This window comes from Proteiniclasticum sp. (genome assembly GCF_003514505.1).
GTDB lineage: Bacteria > Bacillota > Clostridia > Clostridiales > Clostridiaceae > Proteiniclasticum.
The window spans coordinates 44,970-66,761 of sequence record NZ_DOPX01000010.1 but is presented as its reverse complement, the minus strand read 5'-3'; the positions used below and the strand labels follow the sequence as shown (position 1 = coordinate 66,761).

Sequence of the window (21,792 nt, the reverse complement as noted above, 5' to 3'; positions counted from 1 at the left end):
AGAGAAGAGTAAGTTGCAGCAGTATAGAGGAGGAAGCGCATGCAAATTAAGGAAGTGGAAGAAAAAACTGGTCTAGAGAGATCCAGTATCCGGTTTTATGAGAGTGAAGGACTCATTCATCCAAAGAGACTGGAGAATGGATACCGGGAGTATGGGGAGGAAGAGCTGGAAGCACTCTATAAGATTAAACTCTTCCGAAGTCTTCATATGACGGTGGATGAAATCAAAGGAATATTCTCTGGAGCGTCTTCAATCAGGGAAACCTTGGAAGAGCGCATCCGTTCTCTTGAAAATGAAGAGGGGCAGATTCACTACGCCAAAGAAGTATGTATGGTTATGAAAAATGAAGTGGACAGCCTGGAGAACCTTGACGGGCTAAAGTATCTTCATCTATTGGAGGAGAAGGAAAAAGAAACAGGACGTCCCTATTATCCAGAAAAGGAAGACAGGACTCCACAAGTTTATGCACCATGGCGAAGATTCTTCGCTCGAATCCTGGATCTTGCGTTCTATACGCTGCTCATTACCATTGTGAGAGTTTTTGTATTCCATGATTTTCTGAGAAACCACAATACTATTGATAATATCGTGGATACGATTCTTGGAACAGTTCTCATGCTTCTTATAGAGCCACTGTTTCTTTCAAAACTTGGAACAACACCAGGAAAAGCCATATGGGGTTTGGTGGTCCGCAGAGAGGATGGAGAGTATCCAAGTTACCAGGAAGCCTTCACAAGAACTTTAGGTGTACTTTATTATGGCTTGGCATTTAATATCACGTTTTTGGAGCTGTACACACTCTACAAATCTTATAAACGGGCGGATGAGAAAGAGCAGCAGCCGTGGGAGCTGGGATTTTCTTACAGACTGAAGGATGAAAGAAATATAAGGCCGGTGCTTTTTGTGGCGGCTTATGGTTTTTACCTTCTGAGTATCTTCTTTTTCATGGGATATCAGACGCTGCCACCCCATCGGGGGCAGCTTACTCTAACAGAGTTTTCCGAGAACTACCGCTACTATGAAGCGTACTTTGACATGGAACCTCTAGAACAGCTCAATGAGAATGGAGACTGGGTAGAGGTGGAGCAGGATGGTTATGTTATTGAGGTGCTGAATTATTCCATTAAACCAGAATTTCAGTTTGAAGTGGACGGAGAGTATTTGAGTACTATTTACTTTGAGACCAGTATTGGAGATGTGGATGACTTCATTGCAACCAATAGAGACTATATGGGTCTTGCCTATCTTTCCGCAGCAGGAGCAGAGGAAAAAGGAAGATTTTTCTCTGCTTTGAAACCTGAAGATATAATGAAGGAGATTTATGAAAAGACCATGGAGGATTTTACCATGAAACATAAAGGCGTGGTAGCAGACTCTACGGTGGACTACAGAGGATATACAGGTGGGGGAGGCTTCATCATCCCCCAGGAAACCTCCACAAATCGTTACTATAAACATTCCTATAAGATCATACTGCCATAGACTATGCAGAAAAACTCTACAGGTTCACAAAATCTGTAGAGTTTTTTGGTATACTGAAATAAAAACGTGAGGTGCATCATGAGAACAGCAGAGGAATGGATCAAGGAACTGAATTTAGAGCCCCATCCGGAAGGTGGATTTTATAGACAAACAGACAGATCAGAAGAAAAATATGGAAAAGAAGAGGCGAATCTGCCCCTGTATACCAACATCTATTTTCTTCTTACAAAGGAGAGCCCGTCTCATTTTCACCAGCTGGTGTCGGATGAGCTCTGGTTTTACCATGGAGGAAATCCATTGACGGTTCATTCCATTCTAAGAGATGGCACCTATGAGAAAACAGTTTTGGGACTGGAAACTGGAATGGTGCCGCACCATACGGTGAAAGCAGGTGAGATCTTCGGGTCATCGGTAGAAGAAGGATATGCCTTAGTCAGCTGCACCGTGGTGCCTGGATTTGATTTTAAAGATTTTAAGCTGTTTACGAAGAAGGAACTTGCTTCAGAATTTCCCGAGCATCAGGAAATCATTGAGAAACTTGCCTATGAAGTGCTACCGGAGTAAAGAGTCAAGGAGGTGACGAAGGATGAATACTTTTCAAGAATTTCTAGAAACGGTGGAAGAAGGGGAGAAAAGGGAGAGGCTGGCTTCGATTTTTTCTTACATTCGGAAGGAGTTTCCAGAGCTTCAGGAAGAAGTGAAGTGGAAACAGCCCATGTTTACAGACCATGGCACATTTATCATCGGCTTCAGTGTGTCCAAAGGTCACATATCGGTGGGGCCGGAAAGAGCCTGCCTTCAGAAGTTCCAAGAGGATATTCTGAAGGCAAAGTATCCACTATTGAAAGAGCTTTTTCAGATTCCGTGGAAAGAACCTGTAGACTTTGAGCTTCTTCGCAAGATGATTGCCTACAACATCGAAGACAAAAAAGAACATTCAGGGTTCTGGAGATAGGGCAAATAAGAGGAGTTTCTCATAACGTGAGAGGCTCTTTTTTTGTTGGAACTCTTGACATTCAGGTGTATTCTCAATTACTATTATGTTACACGATATATCGTGTAGCATAATAGTAGGAGTTGAGACGGGAAATGAGCAGCACACCCATGACCGAAGCCACATTCTATATCCTTTTATCACTCATTCATCCCAGCCATGGCTATGGCATGATGCAAAGCATCAAAGAGCTTTCCAAGGGAAGGCTTCTCATGGGGCCAGGAACCCTCTATGGCGTGCTCACCCGGATGAATAAAGAAGGTCTCATCGGACTTGTGGAAGAAGAAGGAAGGAAAAAAACCTACCATATCACAGCCCTCGGCATAGAAGCCCTGAAAGAAGAATACCAGCGCCTGAAAAATCAGGTGGATGATGGAAAAATACTGGAGGATCTCACATGAAGAAGAAGTACTATTTTCATCCAAGTTCCTATTCTTTAGTAGAGATTGAAGAGTTCTATGAGAAAAAAGCAGAGAAAGGACTCATTCTGGAGAAGCGTGGAGACTATCTCAGTAGATTCAGAAAGGAAGAACCAAAGCAGCTCAGCTACCGGGTAGAAGTCATCGATTATGATAAGCTAAAAGAACGAAAGATACCGGAAGAACAGGTTGCCATCTACGAAGAATGCGGCTGGACGCATGTATGTGGGCACCGCCATATTCAGATTTTTTCAGCAGACAAGAGTACAGATCCTCCAGAGCTTTACTACCAGCCGGAAGATCAGATCGAATCCATTAAGATTCTAAGGAAAACTGATCTTATCGCATTTATCAGTTTGTTGGCCTCATGGTCACTTATGTTCCTAGCAAATCTTCGAGCATTTGGTGGAAGTAATTTTGGGGATTTTATGAAGAATATGGGTTCCTCATATTTCAAACTCTTCATTAATCAGCCTTCTCTTGCGATACTCTTCATACTGATTCTTTTCAATGGAATTGGAAATTACATCTTTGGTATTGCCAGCAGTCAGTACTATATTTCCAGGCTGAAGAAGGGAATACCCCTTCGAAAAATCAAGCCATTAGCAAAGAAAGTGAAGCCTTTGAAAAAAGGAGCAATCATTGTAGTTTTGGTCGGACTGCTTCTAATGAGTGCTCCAGAGATCCTCACATATGAGAAGCGGGAAGATCCCAGTGAAGTAGCAGGACCTTATGTAACACTTTCAGATTTCGACGTTTCAAAAGCACCTCCGAGTGAGTATTCCATTCTGGGAGAGGACTACTATAGAAAGAAAAATACCATCTGGGGAGAAATCATTAAGATCCAGGAAAGCAGCAATCAGTTTTATAAAGATATTACTTTTATTCAGGAAGTCTATGAGATCAAGAATGATAAACTCCGAGGGATGCTGGTAGAGGTACTGAAAAATGAAAGCTTTTATAGTTTATATCAAGAAGACTATGTTGAGATGAGTGTAGCTGGACTGGATGAGGTTTATGTGAAAAACAGCTTTGATATTGTAGTGGTGAAAGAAGATTTTGTCTTTAGTATTTCAACCTTTTCTGAAAACCAGTTGTCACAGGAAGAGTTTCTCCATAAGCTCTCGGAGATTTTAAATAGTAAAGAATGGTCTTTTGGAAAATCATAAAGACAGAATGAAAGAGCTGAAACACTCATAGCAGACAGAATAACACTGGAGGGCTTATATGAAAAGATACAGTTTGCATCCAAGTTCTTTTTCGCTTGTAGAAACGGAAGAGTTTTATGAGAGAAAAGCTAAGAAAGGCCTGATTCTTGATAAAAGAGGTCATCAACTCAGCAGATTCCGAAAAGATGAACCAAAGAATCTCAGCTACCGGGTGGAGATCGTGGACGATAAAAGGCTGGAAGATGGAAAGATTCCAGAAGAACAGATCCTTGTTTATGAGGAATGTGGATGGACCCATGTATGCGGAAAGCGTCAGATTCAGATTTTTTCTGCAGACAAAAATACAGATCCACTAGAATTCTATACACAACCTGAGGATCAGATAGAGTCTGTTAAGATATTGAGAAAGGGTTTTCTGAAGGAATTTCTATCTTTGATTGTCACATATTTTATTCTCTTTACGATACAAAGGTCCCGATATCCAAGAAGAAGTGTTGGAGAATATCTCAAGTTTTTTGTGGAGGCCTTTAATAAAATACTCATTGATACACCGGCATTTGGATTCCTTTTATTTGGAACGATTGCATTAGGCATCGGGTATTATGCGATAGGAATGATCAGCAGTCAGTACCTGATCTTGAAATTAAAAAAAGGTGTACCTCTTAGGACAATCACTCCTTTTGAAAAAGCAATGAGAATCTGGAAAAAAGGCATTGTTGCAGTATTTGTTTCAGGGGTTCTGATTCTAGGGCTCATTGAGGGATCCACCTCAGTAAGAGGAGATAGTCCCAGCTCTTTTGAAGGGCCATTCATAACCATTGAGGAGTTTCATGAAGGAGAATTTCGCAAAGAAGAATCTTCCGTTTCCTATAACGGAGAATATAAAAGCAGAAAAACAGTTTTTGGGGAAGTGATTAAAACTCACGAATATTACGATGGACCTGATGGGTACCTCTCTCTTTATCAAGACGTATATCTCATCAAAAGTCAAAGGATTCGAGAACGGTTTCTGGAATCGCTGAAAGCCAGTCTATACTATGGAACTGTTGTCAGTGATTTTGAAGAAGTGCTTGTAGATGGATTAGATGAGGTCTATGTTAGGAATGAATGGGAAATTCTAGCAGTCAAAGGAGACTTAGTTCTTCGTATGTTCTATCATACAGATAAGGAACCTTCAAGGGAATCAATTCTGTTGAAGATCTCAGAAAGTCTCAACGATACGGCAGTTTCTACAAATGAATAGTGGAGTACAAAAGGGAAGCGGGTGCTTCCCTTTTGTATCTTTTAGAGGAGAATCTGTACCGGAGAGAAGTCCAGTACACCGGGAAAACATGGTATATTGAACTATATCAGAAAGAATGAGATTTCATCACAGTGGGTTTTGCACCAGTGCAAGGGAGGGGATAAAGATGGCGGAAACAGAACAAATAAACATGGTGAAAAAAGCATCCAAGACGGAGATGATCTTAAATGGTCCCATGTACTCAGTTCTTCTTATGATCTCTTTTCCACTCATAGTGAATAATCTCATCATGACGCTCTACAATATGGCAGATGCTTACTTTGTGGGGCAGCTTGGCACCACGGAGTTTGCTGCAGTATCTTTTGTGAATCCCGTGATGTTTCTTTTTCAGGCCATCGGCATGGGTGTTCAGATTGCGGGAACCTCGATCCTCGCCCAGCTCATCGGGAGAAACAAGCAGAAGGAAGCAAAAGAGTACGCATATCATGTGATCCTCTTCAGTGGGTTTATTGGACTGATTCTCGGAGGGCTAGGCTATATCTCATCACCCTATATCATTCAGTTCATGGGTGGTGAGGGCCGATTTGGAGCTCTTTCCACAGAGTATCTGAAGATCATTTTCCTGGGTGTGCCTCCGCATATCCTTTTTATGGGGTTCATGGCCATCATGAATGCCCAAGGAAATACGAAATCCTCCACCATCGTCAACAGCATCGCGGCGGTGGTGAATATCATTCTGGATCCATTTTTCATTTTTTCAGAAATACCCCTATTAGGAATCCGTGGACTTGGCATGGGGGTAGGAGGGGCAGCAGCTGCTACCTCTATTGCTCATGTGGTGCTGATGTTTCTTGGTTACTACATGATGAGAAAAACATCCAAGGCGTTTTCGGTGTCTTTTAAAAACATTCCTCTGGAAACAAAGAAGCTGAAGCGGATTGTGAAGGTGGGACTCCCCAGTGCCACGGGGCAGTCAGGTGCTGCTTTTGGATTCATTCTACTCAACACCTTTATCGCATCCTATGGTACATCACTTTTAGCAGCTTTTGCTCTCATCAACCGCATCAACAACATCATCATGATGCCTGCCATGGGCATTGGGTCAGGGCTCACCTCCATCGTAGGACAGAATATGGGAGCGAAGAATCCGGAGCGGGTCAAGGAAGGCTTCTGGAAAGCGGTGAAGCTTTCCCTTCTCATCAGTCTCGTGGGCAGTGCACTTATCTATATCTTCAGAACGGAGCTGATTTATTTCTTCACCCCAACAGCAGAAGAGCTCATGGTGTCCCAAAGCTTGGAGTACCTTATTTATATCCTGCCGACCATCCCACTCATGGGGCTTTTCTCCATCTTTCAGGGCCTCTTCCAGGGAGCGGGGCATACAAACTACTCCATGTTCATGGCCATTGGAAGGCTTTGGCTTGTGAGAATCCCTTTGATTCTCATCTTCAACCAGTTCACTGGGTTAGGTCAGAGAGGTGTCTGGATTGCCATGAATGTCTCCAATATCCTGGTGGTGCTTTATGGATACTATATCTATCAGTCCAACCGATGGACAAAAGAAGTATTGTAGAAAGCTACATCCAATTAGAGATAACTATTGAACTGTATTACATAATACAAAAGCAAAGGAATCCGATACGCTATCGAACTCCTTTGCTTTTACTTTGTTAGGGAATAGATTTAGCAGCAAGAAACTTTTGTCTGTAGAAATTGGTCTCTACATCCCGGAGAGGCATGGTGTGGTTGTGTGTTTCCTCAAAACCTTCAAACAGGACATCATTGTTGATATCCACCCCCAAAACACTCATTGTAAAGGAAGAGGAGGAGTTCCAGGAAAAGTAGTCCACAAGTTTGTCTGCTTTCTCCCGGGTGGCGGCCAGGTTCAGTTCAGGTGTCATCAAAGCCAGACTGATGAGGCTCATGTATTCTCCATAGTGATAGACATAGAAGTCTGTGTCTCTTACATCGATATCAAAGGATACCGCTTCTACGAAACCGTCTTTCATGGTGAAGATCAGATTTGGCGGTGTAGTCACATGGTGTGGAAGATAAAGATCTCTGAAGTCGTAAGGTGATTCCCATGCTGCAGAAGACTTCAGCCTCTTACCATTCAGTTGGAGGTCGTAGATTCTTTGATAGTGGTTGAAGTTTTCTGTAAACTCTTCCACCGTCAAGTTTCCCCGGTTTGGTGGCATGAAGTATACGTACTGGATGAGCGCAGTGATGCTGAGAAGAATAGTCAACAATACTCCAAGTAGAACACCTCTTAGAATCTTTCGGTCTTTAATTCGGTAAGCGATGCTCTTATCCCAAGGCTGATTTTCTCCCTGGATACACCTGTTGTAGGAAATAATATGAGTAAAGAGTGTGATGAGAGGAACTAAAAATCCCATACCTTCCAAAAGCACCAGAAAAGTTCTGGAGAAACCCTCATGATACTGAAGTGGTGTACCGTCACGGCGTTCTATCCACAATCCAAGAATCCTCTTTCCGGGAGTTGTTTTATAAAGGGTCAATAACACTGGCTCCACAAAAAGCATCAGAACCATCGTAACCATCTGATCTAGTATGAGATAAAGGAAAGGTCGGTTCTGAAGATCGATGCGCAGGGTGAGATAAAGCGTCAGATACCAAAGGGTAGCATAGAGGGTAAAATCAAAGAATCTGGCAAAGAATCTGCGGATAGGATCATAGACTTGAGGCAGCTCCTCGGGAAAATCCTCATATCTATTCAGGAATGTGGTGTCTTCCTCTGATTTCAGGTACTGCTCTGGGTAGAGAGTCACAAAAGTTTCTCCTTGAGCAAGCATCTTCTGGCATATTTCTTTAGCGTCCTGGGATTTCTTTTCTTCAGAAGAGAGGAGTTCCAGCTGAGTTTCCAGAACAGAAGAAAGAGAGGTGTCATCTCTTTTCATTGCCTTTAACTCTTCAATGGATATCTGAAGAGAGCGGAGCAGTTTGATTTTTTCAATCATAAGGAGATCTTCTGCACTATAGATTCGGTATCCGTTTTCGGTTCTCTCTGGAGACAGGAGTCCTTCTTTCTCATAATAATATAAGGTCGCCCGGTCCATTTGTGTGCGCTTTTCTACATCTTTAATCTTCATGAAGTCAATCCTTTCTGTATCTTTTCTTCATTATAAGGTATGAAGCAGCTTTAGAGTCAATATAGGACCTGAAATAGCAGTGGGTCTTGTGGAATTTCGTGCCTGCTAGAGATGCATGTGCTGAAGGCAGCCTTGCAGCTTTCAATTCAGCCAACTATGAAAATGTCGAATTCTATGATTTTTACCAATAAAAAGAAATTAAATTAAAATACACATAAGAATAAATGTATAAAATGTTAAGGATGAGAAATGCGAATGATGTTTATAAACTTTCGGATATGAGGGATAAGAGTATTGAATTTGCTTGATAATATTGATAAAATCCAACTATAAAGCATCATATATGATAGAAATACTAGGAATTAAAATTAAATGATTTTAAACATATTTGTACAAATATAAGAACTGATATGGATTGCTAATTACTCTATGCGTATCCAAAGGTCTCATTATCAATTATTGCCAGAGACAACGTTCCTGTTTCTTATTAAACGCAAATTGCGTGAAAGGATGTGCAGAAGAATGGCAGCCTACAAAATGCGTCGTGGGCGGGTGCTGAAAGGACTTTCGGCACTGATTGCATTTCTCATGGTGATGACGCTGAACTTCGGTACGAAAATTGTGTATTCTGCAGATTTTGATGGCAGTGTTACCTTAGAAGGATTTAATGTGGACACAAAGGATTGGGACGGCGACTGGACGACGGGTAACCTTGGTAAATCCTATGCAGAAGGAGAATACTTCCCAGGAAGAGCAAAGATCTCCAATTTCCAGAGTCTTTACCCAGGATTCCAGAATTTTCCGGATCTGACCATCTGGTATAGTGCAGCGTATCCTCTTGGTGGCAGTGGTGAGTGGGGCATGTTTGTGGACCTGGTGAAGGGCATTCAGGTTGGTACAGATGAGCTTGGTTTTGCAGAAGGATGGCCCATGGCAGATGGAAATGCTTATCCACTGGGCACACCGGAGAACGTGAACATCGCTCAGAACCATCCGGGAGAAAACGCCTGGGACGGATATGAACTGCTGAACCTGCCAAACTCTCAGATGAACCGCTCTGCAATAACTGGAACCATTGGTCAAGTGGGCAGTATTTACGATCAGAAAAGAGCTTTTATTGTCACTGCGGAAGATATTATGAATGCATTGGAGGCCCAGGGAAAGGATCCCAATACTGTAGATTCATTCTACATTTATTTTGAGCTTCACCTGGCCAGAACCTCCATTTTCTCAAGAGATCTTCAGAAAGCCTATGCCAGTGGCGCACCTGCAGGCTGGGGAGGCTATATCTATAATGTTCTGGACTTTGATCCCATTGGATATGGTTCAGGACCTGAGACAGGATCCAGCGGACACTTTGGTATGCTGGACGTAAAAGGAAGCAGAGATGTGCAGCTTCCGGATACTCCTGAAAGCTACCGTACAGTGACAGGTAAAAAGTTCCTGGATGCCAACAACAACGGAATGTTTGATGAAGGAGAGCCAGGTCTTCCAAACTGGACCATCAAGCTCATCGGTAAGATTGAGGACATTCTGGTGCCTCTGGAGACCAAGACAGATACGAGTGGTGTATATATGTTTGAAGAGCTGTCCTACGGTTCAGAGCTTCTTATTTATGAGATGATGGAACCAAACTATATGCAGACCTATCCAAACAAAGTGGAGTCGCTGCCCATTGGTGCCACTTCTTATAAGGAGGACGTTCTGGGCGAGGGAAGCTGGAGATGGAGGATTCCATCCATGCTGATGCCAGATTCGGGAGATACCATTATATCCGGAGTGGATTTTGGTAACTTCTTGCCTGATCCAAAGATTGAAGTGACAAAAACAGGAGACACCCTTTCAAAGATTGGAGATGCCATCAAGTTCACAGTAACAGTAAAGAATACAGGTAATGTGCCACTGGAGCTTGTAAGCATCACAGATGACAAGTTTGGTCCACTGGACGCAGGATCTGTTGCCAACGGATTCGGACCAAGCCTGGCAGTGGGGGCAACGGAGAGTCATGAGTTTGAGATGAATGTTCCTGAAACGGAAGACGATCCTTTTGTCAACAAGGTATCGGCTGTGTACAAGTATATGGAAGCAGAAGCCAAAGGCGAAGCAACCCATGATACAAACCTCTTCCAGCCCAGCTACAGCATTGAAAAGAAAGTGGATAAAGCAAAGGCAGTACCTGGAGAAACGGTACACTATACAGTGACTGTGAAGAATACAAGTTCAGAAGACACACCAGAGACGACCTTTGTGCTGACAGATGAACTGCTTGGATTCAAAGACGCTACAGCAAAAACCTTTAAACTTCTCCCAGGAGAAAGTAAGATCTTCGACGGTGAAGAAATGAACTATGTGATTCCAGAAGATGCGGAGAGAGGTTCTGTCATTACGAACACAGCTTCCTTTGTGACCTCCTTTGAGAACTTCCCGAATGTCTACGACGGCAGCGCTTCCGTAGACACCACAGTGGTTTATCCCATCATCAAGATCACAAAGACTGGGGAAGGGCTCTCCAAGATTGGAGATATGGCTCTGTATACCTTTGAGGTGGAGAACATCGGTGATGTGCCTCTGGAAAAAGTAAAAATTGTGGATGACACCTTTGAATTTGATCTGACACCACTGTTCCTGAAAGATACCCTTGGTGTTGGGGAAAAAGAAAGTGTTCAGCAGTCCTTTATGATTCCGGAAGATGCAGAAGATCCATTCGTGAACAGCGTCATGGCAACCTATAAATATGTCAATGGTGCTTTCACCAAGGAAACTTCAAGCAGCGCCACCAGCAGCCTGAATCTTTTCCAGCCAAGTTACAGCATTGAGAAGAAGGTAGACAAGGCGACAGCAGTTCCCGGAGAGACAGTGCACTATACAGTGACTGTGAAGAATCTAAGTTCAGAAGACACTCCAGAAACAACCTTTGTTCTCACAGATGAGCTGCTTGGGTTTAAAGATGCCACAGCAAAAACCTTCAAGCTTCTCCCAGGAGAGAGCAAGATCTTTGACGGAGAAGAGATGAACTATACCATTCCAATGGATGCGGCAAGAGGTTCCATCATCAAGAATGAAGCCTCCTATGTCACCTCCTTTGAGAACTTCCCAAATAAGTACAGTGGAACTGCATTTGCTGAAACGACCATTGTATATCCAATGATAAAGATCACAAAAACAGGCGATGAACTCTCCAAGATTGGTGATGAAACCACCTACAGCTTTGAAGTGGAGAATATCGGCGATGTGCCACTGGAAAAAGTAAAGATTTATGACAGCACCTTTGATTTTGACCTCACCTCGCTCTTCCTGAAAAATACCCTAGGTGTGGGAGAGAAGGAGAAGGTCACAAAATCCTTCCTGATTCCAGAAGGCGCAGAAGACCCATTCCTGAACAGCGTTACGGCGACTTATAAATATGTCAATGGTGCCTTCTCGAAAGAAGTATCTTCAGATTCCAAGCACAGCGTAAATCTCTTCCAGCCAAGCTACAGCATTGAAAAGAAAGTGGACAAAGCAAAAGCCGTACCTGGAGAGACGGTCCACTACACCATTACGGTGAAGAACCTAAGCTCAGAAGATACACCTGAAACAACCTTTGTACTGACAGATGAGCTTCTAGGATTTGTTGGTGGAGCCGCAAAGACTTTCAAACTTCTGCCAGGAGAATCCAAGACCTTTGACGGAGAAGAGATGAACTATGTGATTCCAATGGATGCGGAGAGAGGATCTGTCATTAAGAATGAAGCTTCCTTTGTGACCTCCTTCGAGAAGTTCCCGAACGTCTATAGAGGCAGCGCATTTGCCGAAACCACAGTGCTTCATCCAATCATAAAGATCACTAAAGACGGAGATCCTCTGTCGAAGATTGGAGATGAAGTCACGTACAGCTTTGAAGTAGAGAACATCGGTGATGTTCCTCTGGAACTGGTGTCTGTATATGACAAGACCTTTGACTTTGATCTGACCGCACTCTTTGCCAAGAAGACTTTGGCAGTGGGCGAGAAAGAGAAGATCACTAAGACGTTTGTCATCCCAGCAGATGCAAAGGATCCATTCATCAACAGTGTCACAGCGACGTATAAGTATGTCAGCGGACTGTTTGTCAAGGAAGTCACAGGTTCGGATACACATACGGTAGAGCTGTTCCAGCCTGGCATCACCATCGAGAAAACCGCAGACAAGACCGTTTCGATGATTGGTGACACCATCAACTATAAGATTATTGTAAAGAATACCAGCTCCATGGATGCACCAAATCTTATCTACTCCGTTGTGGATGATCATGCAGGAAACGTAGTGACCGATGCGGAAATTGCATCTGGTGAGTCCAAGGAGTACACCTATACCTACATGATTAAGCCTGAAGATATGAGCCCTGTGAAGAACACGGCTTCTGTCACCGCATCTCCTAAGGGATTCCCGAACATCCTGAATGCATCGGATTCTCATGAAGTGAAGCTCTTCGTACCGGACATCTCCATAGAGAAGACAGCAGATACCGAGATCTCCAAGGTGGGCGATACCATCAATTACACCATTACCGTGAAGAATCTGACAAAGGAAGACTTCGCACCAGATATGAAGGTGCATGTAACGGATCCAATGCTGGGCCTTGATGAGACCTTTGAACTTGCCTCGGGCATGACAAAGACCTTTAAGGTTCCATATGTGGTCAAAGCCACTGACGATCCTGACTACATGACGAAGTATGGCTGGACTGAGCTGAAGAACACCGTGAAGCTTACTGCAAGTCCAATGGGATTTGAGCTTCTTTCTAAGTTTGAACTGGAAGACAGCGTATCGGTAGATCTGGTACATCCTCATATCAAGCTGGAGAAGAGCGTCAATACCTCCATGGCTCATGTGGGCGATACCCTGACCTACACGGTGAAAATCACAAATACAGGAGACATTGATCTTGTGAACGTTGTTGTGAAAGATACTCTGGCAGGAACTTTAGCTGGATTTACAGGCTCCTTAGCCATTGGCGCTTCTGAAGAAGTGCAGTACACAAGACTGCTTACCACCGCAGACATCGGTATGCTGGAAAATACAGCATCTGTTCTTGCAAATCCTGCAGGGCTTCCCAATGAGATCAGAGACAGTGACACAGAGATTGTGGAAGTCAGACAGATGCTCTATATGGAGACCGGATGGGCCTTTGGTGGAGACTATGCCATCCCAATCAATACTCTAGTTGAAAATGCCAAATGGGGATGGACCAATGGACCTCTTCCTGAAGGCAGCTACATCTTCCCAATCTATACAGGAGCAGGACAGAATGATGTCACCAAGGGACTTCTCGCAGGTAAACTTTATGTAGAGTACCATGACAAGCTGGTATCTTTAAGATACGAGATGGAGTCTGGATTCTCATTAAAGAAGATTCACCTCTATGTGGGTGAGACACCTTTGCCAGTGAAGAAGACCGGAAAGACATCCGTTTACACAGCAGACCCTGGTCAGTTCCCATATAAGCCTGCCATTACAGACCAGACCACAAGCTTCACCTATGAGATTACATTAAAGAAATCTGGTCCAATCTACATCGCAGCACACTCTGAGACCTATGTTCCTTTCTGGGAGATGAATGCTTTTTATAATACAACCAAGTACTAGACATCTTCCAGTGACAGAAAAATAAAGTAAAAAGGAGAGTCCATGGCTCACGCCAGAATCTCCTAAGGACAGAAAAAGAGGAACCATCCATTTTGGGTGGTTCCTTTCTTTGTTGCACTATTTTGCTTTGTTTCGGGTCTGCACATCGAAAACCACAGCAAGAATGAGGATGGCACCACGGATGATGTACTGGTAAGATGCGCCTACATTCAGGAGGTTCATACCGCTGGTCAGTGAAGCCATAACAAGAGCACCGATGATGGAGCCAGTGACCTTTCCTACACCACCAGCTGCGGAAACACCGCCCACATAAGCAGAGGCGATGGCATCCAGTTCAAATCCTGTTCCTGCGGTGACCGTTGCAGATTGGAGCCTTGCGGTGTATAGAATACCGGAAAGGGCAGCCAGCATGCTCATGGAGGAGAAGACGAAAAGAGTGACCTTTTTTACGTCGATTCCGCTGAGTTTTGCGGCTTCATCATTGCCACCCACTGCATAGATGTGTCTTCCAAGAACGGTCTTTGTGGTGAGGAAATGATAAAGAGCCACCACGATGAGGACAATGACAACGGTCCAGGAAAGACCGTTATAGTCCGAGAGGATATAGGTCACATAGGCGATGAGCGCGGATACAAACACCAGCTTGATGTAGAAGATCTTGATGGGCACCACTTCAAACTGATATTTCAGCTTATTTTTCCGGTTCTTGAACTGGGCCAGAATGAAGAAAACGATGAAAAGTGCCCCGATGACTAAAGTCAACGTGTGAAAGCCTGGAAGGAGCTTCACGGGGTCCGGGATGTAACCGACTCCGATGTTATTGAAGGTTTTGTTCGGGATGATGATGGTTCCGGTTTTTGCTGTGACCTGGAGAAGAGCTCCTCTAAAAATCAGCATGCCTGCCAGGGAAACCACAAAGGCTGGAAGCTGAAGCTTTGCGACCATGAAGCCATTGAAGAGACCAATGAGGATACCCAGAAAGAGTATGATGGGAATCACGAGGAGCACCGGCAGATCCCAGGAAGTCATCAGCATTGCTGCCACAGCACCTAGAAATCCTGCCACATATCCCACAGACAGATCAATGTGCTTGATGATGAGAATGAGGGTCATACCCACAGCAAGGACGGCGATGTAGCCCATGGAGTTTATGAGATTGCTGATGTTTCGGGGAGACATGAACACGCCATCACTGAGGATGGAGAATACGAGCATGATGGCAAAAAGGGCAATGAACATGCCGTATTCACGGATATTTTTCTTGAGCATGGTTTTGAGATCGTTAAGCAGTTCCATTTTTTCTTCCTCCTCTTTGTTCTCAGACTGTGGCAAGTTCCATGATTTTATCCTGGGTGGCTTCTTCCACAGGCAGTTCCCCTGTGATCTTGCCTTCTGCAACCACGTAGACGCGGTCGCTCATGCCCAGAATTTCCGGAAGCTCGGAGGAAATCATGATGATGCTCATGCCTTCTTTGACCAGGCTGTTGATGATGGTGTAGATCTCAAACTTGGCGCCTACATCGATGCCTCGGGTGGGCTCATCCAGAATAAGAACCTTTGGTTTTGTGTTCAGCCATTTGCCCAGGGAAACCTTCTGCTGGTTTCCGCCGCTTAAGTTTCTTGTGAGCTGCTCCACCGAAGGGGTTTTGATGCCAAGCGATTTCCGGTAGGATTCTCCTACAGTGATTTCTTCATTGTCATTGACAATGCCGCTGGAGGAGATGCCTTTCAGATTGGCCAGGCTGATGTTGTTCTTAATATCCTGAAGAAGGATGAGTCCTTCCTTTTTTCGGTCTTCCGTGACATAGGCGATGCCTTTTTTGATGGCATCTTTCGGATGATGGAAGGTATGCTTCTCACCGTCTACAAAAATGTCTCCTTCCATTTTGAACCCTTTGGGGTTCCCGAAGATGCAGGAGGCGAGCTCTGTCCGTCCTGCACCAATGAGACCGGCGATGCCCACCACTTCTCCTTTTTTCGCATGAATGCTGACGTTTTTCAGCACCTTTTTCCCGTTTTTAGGATCTACAGCGCTGAGGTTTCTCACTTCCAGAAGTGTTTCTCCCAGATTCTTCTCCAGCCGCTTGGGGAAGATGTCATCGATGGCTCTGCCCACCATGTTTCGGATGAGGACAGGTTCTGAGATTTCTCCCTTCTCTTTGGACAGGGAGCAGATGGTCTTGCCATCCCGAAGGACGGTGACGGTATCTGCGATGTGGATGACTTCCTTCAGCTTATGGCTGATCATGATAGAAGTGACACCTTCCTTTTTCAGCTCCAGAAGAAGCTCCAGAAGGTTTGCGGAGTCGTCGTCATTTAGTGCTGCCGTGGGCTCATCCAGGATGATGAGGCTCACTTCTTTGCTGAAGGCTTTGGCGATTTCGATGAGCTGCTGCTTGCCGACACCAAGGTCCTTGATTTTGGTTTCAGGGTTTATGTTGAGTCTTACTTTTTTCAGCATTTCTTTGGACATTTTGATGGTCTCGTTCCAGTCGATGAATCTGCCTTTTCTGATTTCGTGGCCCAGATAGATGTTTTCATAGACAGAAAGCTCAGGAATAAGGGCCAGCTCCTGATAGATGATGGCAATGCCTGCTTTTTCGCTGTCATGGATGCCCTGATACTTCTGCACTTCTCCATTGAGAAGGATATCTCCTTCATAGGATCCAAAGGGCCATACGCCGGAGAGCACTTTCATCAAGGTGGATTTACCGGCACCATTTTCTCCCACAAGGCAGTGGATCTCTCCACGCTTTACTTTGAAATTCACATCATCCAGGGCTTTTACCCCCGGGAAGACTTTGGTGATGTTTTTCATTTCCAGAATATAATCTGTCTGAAGAGCAGTTTCCATATTTTCCCTCTCCTCTGTTTGCGGATGCTCGGAAAAGGCCAGAGCCTTTCCAGATCTCGTATATCATAAATAGTGAAAGCCAAAATGGCTTTCACTATCTGATGGTACTCTATTTTTTTGTGGCCTGAGCTGTTATTCCAGTCCAGTAAACTCGGATGCTTCATAATATCCGGAGTCAATGAGGGCTGCCTTCACATTTTCCTGATCCACAGTAATAACTTCAGTCTGCTTTGCAGGAACTTCTTTGTTCTTGTTGTCATAGGCGCCTGTGGTTCCAGGAGTTTCACCTTTCAGAATGGAAACAGCCATGTCAATGGAGTCTTTTACTAGAGTTCTCACGTCTTTAAATACGGTCATGGATTGTTTTCCGTCGATGATGTACTGAACGGAAGCTTTTTCAGCATCCTGTCCTGTTACAACGAAGCTGGTGACATCAGTGTCTGTGGCAAAGGTGTCCGCAATGGATCTTGCGGTTCCATCGTTTGGTGCAAGGATAAATACATCGCCCTTGTCTGCAGCAGATGCAGCAGTCAGGTGAGATTCAGCCTTGTTCTTCGCTTCATTGAAATCCCAGTTGGTGGTGATCTGTCCGATGATCTTGGACATTTCATCACGGGTCAGCTCAGCTTTGTCCTGAAGTGCTACAGCTTCTGGGGAGTTCTTGATGACAAAGGTGCCATCCTTGATTTTAGGTTGAAGAACGCTCCATGCGCCTTCAAAGAACAGGAATGCATTGTTGTCTGTTGCTGCGCCGGCATAGAGATAGAGTGGATTGTCTTTGCCGGAAGCTTTGTCGATGAGATACTGGCCTTGAGCCGCACCAACAGCAACGGAGTCAAATGTCACATAGTAATCTACAGCGTCAGTACCGGTGATGAGACGGTCATAAGAGATGACTTTGACGCCTTCAGCAGCGGCAGCTTCAGCAGCAGCGGCAGCGGCATCTCCATCGTGTGGGCAGATGATCAGTACTTTGATTCCCTTGGTCAGAAGTGATTCCACATTTTCTTTTTCCTTCGCAGAGGATCCCTGGCTGAAGAGAATTTCTACAGAGTAGTCTGTATCTGCGAGAGCTTCCTTGAATCTGGTCTCATCCTGAACCCAGCGGGGCTCATCTTTTGTAGGAAGAACGATCCCGATATCCACACTGCCATCGCCATTTCCTTCAGTATCGCCAGAGGAACAGGCTACGGAAAACAGCATCATTGCGGAAAGCACTGCGGATAAGATGACAAGTTTACGGTTCTTTTTCATTCTTTTACCCCTCTCTTTTTTTTGACAGCAAAAACTGCCGGTTCTGTATAAGCGCTGTAAACTTCACTGAATTTTCAGCCAATTTAAAGCGAAGTTCAGCCCTTTTCAGAGTCGGAGAATAGCTGTCGAAATTTAACAAGCCTATTCAGGTCTGTTCGTATTTAGTTTAACGAATCAAGTAAACGTTGTCAATCTTGTTCGTACAGGTTTAAGAATTATTGAAAAAATGAAGATTTATCTTGGGTTAAACTTTAGTATCAAAAAAAACAGGGTCGATTTTCTTGATTTTATTATTTATGGAGTGAATCAGATAGAGGAGTATGAATGATATCGGATGATAGAAATTATATTTCCATTTTGCTATTTTCGCAGTAAGATACAGCTATAGGATGAAAAAAATACGAGAAAGGAGTCGATGGATATGACGGGCATCAAGAAGGGCCCATGGTTTGATGAAATCATGACACCAGAGAATTATAAGCATTATTATGAATATTCTTCTCTAAAAAAATCTACAGTAACTTCCCTGATAAAGCTATTGGAAGCTCAGTATGCTCTGCCGGATTTGGATCAGGATGAGCTGGAGCGGGCGATGAAAGAAGCGGTTCGATCCTATAAGAATCATAAAGGTACAGCAATCTTCGTCTATAAAAAATTTCTTCAGTATCTTTTAGAGGTGCATCAATGCAGTATAGAAGTCTCTTTTCCTGAAGTGGATGTGTGGAATACCTTTGAGCGTCAAATGTATCTGGCAAAGGAGCTTCAAGGTGGTGATCTCGATATAGAGGATTTGAGTGAGCGCTTATGGGTGAGCACAAGGACTCTGGAGGAAGATCTTAAAAAGCTCCGGGGACTGGATGAGGATCCCATTCAGATTCTAGGCCGGAAGTTTGAGATCCGGGATATGGAGAGAAAAAATGGAAAAGTCTTGTTCTCCTCCACGGTTCATCCGTTTTTTCTCACCTGGAACCTGACCCAAGTCATTGCAGCGCTGAAGGGTCTCCAAATGATGATGGAGAATCCGTTGATGAAAGCCTATGCAGAGAAGTCAGCAGAAGACCTTTGGATGCAGCTTTCTTCCTTTGGAAAAAATAGAATTCTCCAGGTGTCAAAAGAGCTTATTCAGGAAGATACTGCATTTTATGAGGCGTTAGCACGCTCAGAGAGCGATGCTTTTCTTGAAGAGAAGCGTTTTAAGACGACGGACGGACCCAGCGTACTCATGGACTGCATGAAAAATGAAAAGTCTTTTTTTATGGTGTACCTGGAAGAGGACGGCAGTGCTGTCTTTCTCGAGGAGTGCCGATGCATCCCAGGAACCTACAAAGGAAGCTTCCTGAAGATTGAGTATAAAGAGGGGGTAAGGACCGTATTCTTTGACCGTGTCTTAAGAAGTGCCTATACCAAAGAAGAGCTGTACTAATCCAATTGAAACCGGGTTTCATACCAAGAATCAATCCCATCCTCTATCATGAAAACATAAAGCAAAGGAAAACATGAGGAGGAAACTTTATGAAAAACATATTTTACAGACCGGAAACCATCGATACCACGGAAATGGAAAAGATCATTGCCAAGCTGATGGAGGACTTTAGAGAAATCAAGTCCGGGGGAGTTTCTGAAGAGGATGCCGTGGCCTATGCAAGGAAAATGCTGCAGGATGCCAAGGCGCTTCCAAGAAATGAGAAACTGTACTTCTTGGGCCTTGGTTCACCAGAGGAGATGCCCAGTGACTCCAGAGTCCGTTACTTTTATCACCCAACGTATATATCCTGTGCCATTCTGATGCAGATGAAGCTGAAGAATCTGGAGAAAGTTACAACTCTCGATGGATTTGATGAGATATTCAGAAGGCTTCTTCACGGCGCTACAGGGCGAGGGTTTTTAGGGGCAGGACATGATGGACTGCAAGGCCTTATGGAAACTTTGAGACTCTTTGAAGAAGGAAATGTAATGGAGTTTCTCCGAAGATTTCCAGAGGATGCACCGGAGTTTTCAAAGGCATTCCAGGCAGCGGTGGATGATCTTGCATGGAAATGCCGTGGGGAAGCGGTATATTCTGACTGGGGAGAAGACCATACAGAAGAAGCAAAAGCACTGCTGAAAAAACTGAGAGGAGAAAATGAAATGGCAAGAATTTTTGTCTATGGGACTCTAATGAAAGGAAACAGAAATCATGAGGCATATCTTTCTGGAAGCAGATATCTTGGAGAGGCTCAGCTGAGAGGCTATGCGCTATATCACCTGGGGAGCTATCCTGGGATTAAAGAAGAGAAGGACGGTACAGTCTTAGGCGAGGTCTATGAAGTCACCCGTGAAACATTGCAGCGGATTCATCATCTGGAGGGGGAAGGGCATCTCTACAGCTATCGTGAAGTTTCCGTATGGCAGGAGGGCATCATGCTTTATCCTGTGGGCACCTATGTGTATCTTCATGAAGTGGAAAAGAAGAATAAAGTGGCAGTCACGGATCAGCCATGGGTCCCCAAGGAAGAACTCATCTGGTATGTTTCCTACGGGTCCAATATGCTTCTTGAGCGGTTCAGGTATTATCTGGAGGGCGGAAGCTTCCGAGGGCTTGGGAGACATCAGAAAGAATGCATAGACAGAAGGCTCCCAAGGAGAAAGAAGAAGGTCACTATACCCTTTGACATGTACTATGGCGGCAAATCAGGATCCTGGGAAGGAAAAGGCGTCTCTTTTCTGGATACCACAAAGCCTGGAAAAGCCTATGGCGTGGCCTATCTTGTGACAAAAACCCAGTATCAGCATATCCTACGGGAAGAAAATGGTGGAAATGAACCGGACGAAGACACTTCCTGGTACGGTCTTCCAGTGAGGCTGAAAGATATCGAGGGCATTCCTGCCATGACTTTCACCAGTAAAAGAGTGAAGGCAAAAAATGATGCGGGAGCACTCTATAAAAGTGTACTCTTGGAAGGACTGTTGGAGAATTATCCCAATGTGGAGAAGACTCTTCTGGAGGATTACGTGGAAGATCGGAACGCATTCAGATAAGTCTTACCACACGGTTCTCTAGGAGCAGGCTAGGAATGGAGAAATGGTATAGAATTGAATAATAATATATTTTTATTGTTATTCAATAAAAATGATGATAAAATAGCTCTGAGTTCACAGAAAGGCTGAGATCCTTCTGTGGATACCTTAACAGTAGAGCGTGATTGTGATGAAAAAATGGTATAAGCTGTATCTAAAAAGTTTTCTGGTGCTATTAACAGTTGTGATTGTGGGGGTCTCTTTGATGTTTCTGTTCTCTCTTTTGGAAGAGCCTGTGAATCCACGCTATGCGGGTTTACTTTATCCGCTCATTGGAGGTCTGTACCTGTCCATCCTGCCCGTGATTTATCTCCTTCAGCTCATGCTAAGCCTGCTGAAGGAAAGAGAAGATGCAGCGGGGAAGAACAGGCAGAGTATATGGAGAAAAGCCAGAGCCTCTGCCGCGGTCTTTAGTATCATTTTTCTGCTGATGCTGCCCTTTACTTACCGTCTGGCAGACGTTGACGATGCACCTGGACTCATTTTATTCTTCAGCTTACCCATCTTATTTGGAGGAGCAGGTTATGCGCTTTTCAGTCTCTTTCTGGAGAAGGAAGAACGGTATTCATAGATTGTTTGGTGTTTCCTCATAGTTTCTCTATG

Annotated in this window: 15 protein-coding genes; 11 read left to right on the top strand and 4 right to left on the bottom strand. The window is 44.2% G+C overall.

Going from position 1 to position 21,792, the window contains the following annotated elements; translation table 11 throughout:
* The first annotated feature begins 39 nt into the window (after positions 1 to 39).
* The 7 genes from DEF30_RS02945 (at position 40) to DEF30_RS02915 (ending at position 6,880) form a co-directional block, all read left to right on the top strand.
* Positions 40 to 1,482, top strand: a complete 1,443-nt coding sequence (locus DEF30_RS02945; RefSeq protein WP_294096322.1) for a MerR family transcriptional regulator — start codon at positions 40 to 42, stop codon at positions 1,480 to 1,482.
* 78 nt (positions 1,483 to 1,560) lie between these two features.
* Positions 1,561 to 2,046 (top strand): cupin domain-containing protein, encoded by a 486-nt coding sequence (locus tag DEF30_RS02940; RefSeq protein ID WP_294096321.1) that lies wholly within the window; start codon positions 1,561 to 1,563, stop codon positions 2,044 to 2,046.
* Between the two features lie 22 nt (positions 2,047 to 2,068).
* A complete protein-coding gene (locus DEF30_RS02935) occupies positions 2,069 to 2,437 on the top strand; it encodes a DUF1801 domain-containing protein (RefSeq protein WP_294096319.1) in 369 nt (122 codons plus the stop codon).
* A gap of 134 nt (positions 2,438 to 2,571) precedes the next feature.
* A complete protein-coding gene (locus DEF30_RS02930; protein ID WP_031575429.1) occupies positions 2,572 to 2,877 on the top strand; it encodes a PadR family transcriptional regulator in 306 nt (101 codons plus the stop codon).
* Positions 2,874 to 4,064, top strand: a complete 1,191-nt coding sequence (locus DEF30_RS02925; RefSeq protein ID WP_294096317.1) for a DUF2812 domain-containing protein — start codon at positions 2,874 to 2,876, stop codon at positions 4,062 to 4,064. Before DEF30_RS02930 ends, DEF30_RS02925 begins: the two co-directional genes overlap by 4 nt.
* A 58-nt stretch (positions 4,065 to 4,122) precedes the next feature.
* Complete coding sequence (locus DEF30_RS02920) at positions 4,123 to 5,307, top strand: DUF2812 domain-containing protein (RefSeq protein WP_294096315.1); 1,185 nt, start codon at positions 4,123 to 4,125, stop codon at positions 5,305 to 5,307.
* Positions 5,308 to 5,473: 166 nt separating this feature from the next.
* A complete protein-coding gene (locus tag DEF30_RS02915; protein ID WP_294096314.1) occupies positions 5,474 to 6,880 on the top strand; it encodes an MATE family efflux transporter in 1,407 nt (468 codons plus the stop codon).
* A 97-nt stretch (positions 6,881 to 6,977) separates the two neighbouring features.
* Here DEF30_RS02915 and DEF30_RS02910 read toward each other — a convergent pair whose 3' ends face one another.
* Positions 6,978 to 8,417 carry a MerR family transcriptional regulator gene (locus DEF30_RS02910; protein WP_294096312.1) on the bottom strand — a complete coding sequence of 480 codons (1,440 nt, stop codon included), beginning with the start codon at positions 8,415 to 8,417 and terminating at the stop codon, positions 6,978 to 6,980.
* Between the two features lie 522 nt (positions 8,418 to 8,939).
* Between DEF30_RS02910 and DEF30_RS02905 the strand changes: the two genes are divergently transcribed.
* On the top strand, positions 8,940 to 14,024 hold the full coding sequence (locus DEF30_RS02905; protein ID WP_294096310.1) for an SdrD B-like domain-containing protein: 5,085 nt from the start codon (positions 8,940 to 8,942) through the stop codon (positions 14,022 to 14,024).
* Positions 14,025 to 14,141: 117 nt separating this feature from the next.
* Here DEF30_RS02905 and DEF30_RS02900 read toward each other — a convergent pair whose 3' ends face one another.
* The 3 genes from DEF30_RS02900 to DEF30_RS02890 form a co-directional block, all read right to left on the bottom strand.
* Positions 14,142 to 15,320, bottom strand: a complete 1,179-nt coding sequence (locus tag DEF30_RS02900; RefSeq protein WP_074912537.1) for a sugar ABC transporter permease — start codon at positions 15,318 to 15,320, stop codon at positions 14,142 to 14,144.
* A 22-nt stretch (positions 15,321 to 15,342) separates the two neighbouring features.
* On the bottom strand, positions 15,343 to 16,878 hold the full coding sequence (locus DEF30_RS02895; protein ID WP_294096307.1) for a sugar ABC transporter ATP-binding protein: 1,536 nt from the start codon (positions 16,876 to 16,878) through the stop codon (positions 15,343 to 15,345).
* A gap of 132 nt (positions 16,879 to 17,010) precedes the next feature.
* Positions 17,011 to 18,132, bottom strand: a complete 1,122-nt coding sequence (locus DEF30_RS02890; protein WP_294096305.1) for a sugar-binding protein — start codon at positions 18,130 to 18,132, stop codon at positions 17,011 to 17,013.
* Between the two features lie 421 nt (positions 18,133 to 18,553).
* On the opposite strand from DEF30_RS02890, the gene DEF30_RS02885 reads away from it, so the two are divergent.
* The 3 genes from DEF30_RS02885 to DEF30_RS02875 all read left to right on the top strand — a co-directional run bounded on the left by DEF30_RS02885 (position 18,554) and on the right by DEF30_RS02875 (position 21,760).
* Positions 18,554 to 19,555 (top strand): hypothetical protein, encoded by a 1,002-nt coding sequence (locus DEF30_RS02885; protein ID WP_294096303.1) that lies wholly within the window; start codon positions 18,554 to 18,556, stop codon positions 19,553 to 19,555.
* A gap of 89 nt (positions 19,556 to 19,644) precedes the next feature.
* Positions 19,645 to 21,150 carry a gamma-glutamylcyclotransferase family protein gene (locus DEF30_RS02880; protein ID WP_294096300.1) on the top strand — a complete coding sequence of 502 codons (1,506 nt, stop codon included), beginning with the start codon at positions 19,645 to 19,647 and terminating at the stop codon, positions 21,148 to 21,150.
* A gap of 169 nt (positions 21,151 to 21,319) precedes the next feature.
* Complete coding sequence (locus DEF30_RS02875; protein WP_366409318.1) at positions 21,320 to 21,760, top strand: DUF2975 domain-containing protein; 441 nt, start codon at positions 21,320 to 21,322, stop codon at positions 21,758 to 21,760.
* The last annotated feature ends 32 nt before the right edge of the window (positions 21,761 to 21,792 follow it).

Bases quoted from the DNA above. Each gene is read 5' to 3' on its own strand.
- DEF30_RS02945 (WP_294096322.1), top strand. From the start codon at position 40: ATGCAAATTAAGGAAGTGGAAGAAAAAACTGGTCTAGAGAGATCCAGT.
- DEF30_RS02940 (WP_294096321.1), top strand. From the start codon at position 1,561: ATGAGAACAGCAGAGGAATGGATCAAGGAACTGAATTTAGAGCCCCAT.
- DEF30_RS02935 (WP_294096319.1), top strand. From the start codon at position 2,069: ATGAATACTTTTCAAGAATTTCTAGAAACGGTGGAAGAAGGGGAGAAA.
- DEF30_RS02930 (WP_031575429.1), top strand. From the start codon at position 2,572: ATGAGCAGCACACCCATGACCGAAGCCACATTCTATATCCTTTTATCA.
- DEF30_RS02925 (WP_294096317.1), top strand. From the start codon at position 2,874: ATGAAGAAGAAGTACTATTTTCATCCAAGTTCCTATTCTTTAGTAGAG.
- DEF30_RS02920 (WP_294096315.1), top strand. From the start codon at position 4,123: ATGAAAAGATACAGTTTGCATCCAAGTTCTTTTTCGCTTGTAGAAACG.
- DEF30_RS02915 (WP_294096314.1), top strand. From the start codon at position 5,474: ATGGCGGAAACAGAACAAATAAACATGGTGAAAAAAGCATCCAAGACG.
- DEF30_RS02910 (WP_294096312.1), bottom strand. From the start codon at position 8,417: ATGAAGATTAAAGATGTAGAAAAGCGCACACAAATGGACCGGGCGACC.
- DEF30_RS02905 (WP_294096310.1), top strand. From the start codon at position 8,940: ATGGCAGCCTACAAAATGCGTCGTGGGCGGGTGCTGAAAGGACTTTCG.
- DEF30_RS02900 (WP_074912537.1), bottom strand. From the start codon at position 15,320: ATGGAACTGCTTAACGATCTCAAAACCATGCTCAAGAAAAATATCCGT.
- DEF30_RS02895 (WP_294096307.1), bottom strand. From the start codon at position 16,878: ATGGAAACTGCTCTTCAGACAGATTATATTCTGGAAATGAAAAACATC.
- DEF30_RS02890 (WP_294096305.1), bottom strand. From the start codon at position 18,132: ATGAAAAAGAACCGTAAACTTGTCATCTTATCCGCAGTGCTTTCCGCA.
- DEF30_RS02885 (WP_294096303.1), top strand. From the start codon at position 18,554: ATGACGGGCATCAAGAAGGGCCCATGGTTTGATGAAATCATGACACCA.
- DEF30_RS02880 (WP_294096300.1), top strand. From the start codon at position 19,645: ATGAAAAACATATTTTACAGACCGGAAACCATCGATACCACGGAAATG.
- DEF30_RS02875 (WP_366409318.1), top strand. From the start codon at position 21,320: ATGAAAAAATGGTATAAGCTGTATCTAAAAAGTTTTCTGGTGCTATTA.